This is a genomic window from Streptomyces hygroscopicus subsp. hygroscopicus (assembly GCF_030269125.1).
In the GTDB taxonomy this organism is placed as follows: Bacteria; Actinomycetota; Actinomycetes; order Streptomycetales; family Streptomycetaceae; genus Streptomyces; species Streptomyces hygroscopicus_C.
In genome coordinates this window covers 1-1,350 of sequence record NZ_BSSM01000045.1, presented here as the reverse complement: position 1 = coordinate 1,350, position 1,350 = coordinate 1, and the positions used below count along the sequence as shown (strand labels likewise).

Genomic DNA, 1,350 nt, shown 5'->3' with positions numbered 1-1,350 from the left:
GAACACCGCGCTGCGCGAGGGGAGCGAGGAGTACAAGCACTCGGAGAAATACCAGCTCCGGCCCCGCGACTGGGAATCCGCCGCACGCGAGGGCCGCACCATCGCACCCCTCATCACCCGCCTCAACGCGGTCCGGCGGCGGAGCCCCGCCCTGCGCCAGCTGCGTGACCTGCACTTCCATCACGCCGACAAGGACGCGGTGATCGCCTACTCCAAGCGGAGCGGTTCGAACACGGTTCTGGTCGTCGCCAACCTCGACCCCCACCACACCCAGGAGGCCACGGTCTCGTTGGACATGCCGCAACTCGGCCTGGAATGGCACGAGTCGGTGCCGGTGCGCGACGAGCTGACCGGCGAGACCTACCACTGGGGCAGGGCCAACTACGTGCGCCTCGAACCGGGCCGCCGGCCCGCGCACGTGTTCACCGTCCTGCGACCGTCCAACCCGCAGATCGGAGGGTCACCCATCACATGATCGTCAACGAGCCCGTCCCGGACACCTTCGCGGACACACCCGCCCGGGACCGGGACCCGGACTGGTTCAAGCGTGCCGTCTTCTACGAGGTCCTGGTCCGCTCCTTCCAGGACAGCAACGGCGACGGCGTCGGCGACCTCAAGGGCCTGACCGCCAAGCTCGACTACCTCCAGTGGCTCGGCGTCGACTGCCTGTGGCTGCCGCCGTTCTTCAAGTCGCCCCTGAGAGACGGGGGGTACGACGTCTCGGACTACACCGCGGTGCTCCCCGAGTTCGGCGACCTCGCCGACTTCGTGGAGTTCGTGGACGCCGCCCACCAGCGGGGCATGCGCGTGATCATCGACTTCGTCATGAACCACACCAGCGACCAGCACCCGTGGTTCCAGGAGTCCAGGCGGGACCCGGACGGCCCGTACGGGGACTACTACGTCTGGGCCGACGACGACAAGCAGTACGGGGACGCCCGCATCATCTTCGTGGACACCGAGGCGTCCAACTGGACGTACGACCCGGTACGCAAGCAGTACTACTGGCACCGCTTCTTCTCGCACCAGCCGGACCTCAACTACGAGAACCCGGCGGTGCAGGAGGAGATGATCTCCGCGCTGAGGTTCTGGCTGGACCTCGGCATCGACGGGTTCCGGCTGGACGCGGTGCCGTACCTGTACCAGCGCGAGGGCACCAACTGCGAGAACCTGCCCGCCACCCACCAGTTCCTGAAGCGGGTGCGCAAGGAGATCGACACCCAGTACCCGGACACGGTGCTGCTGGCGGAGGCCAACCAGTGGCCCGAGGACGTCGTCGACTACTTCGGCGACTTCCCGAGCGGCGGCGACGAGTGCCACATGGCCTTCCACTTCCCCGTCATGCCGCGC

The 1,350-nt window shown here is 67.6% G+C and carries 2 protein-coding genes; both read left to right on the top strand.

What is annotated here, in order from left to right:
* The coding region (locus QSK45_RS37990) for an alpha-glucosidase C-terminal domain-containing protein (RefSeq protein WP_285563522.1) at positions 1–475 on the top strand (475 nt) is incomplete at its 5' end.
* On the top strand, positions 472–1,350 hold an 879-nt coding region (locus tag QSK45_RS37985), incomplete at its 3' end, for an alpha-amylase family glycosyl hydrolase (protein WP_285563521.1). The genes QSK45_RS37990 and QSK45_RS37985, both read left to right, overlap by 4 nt.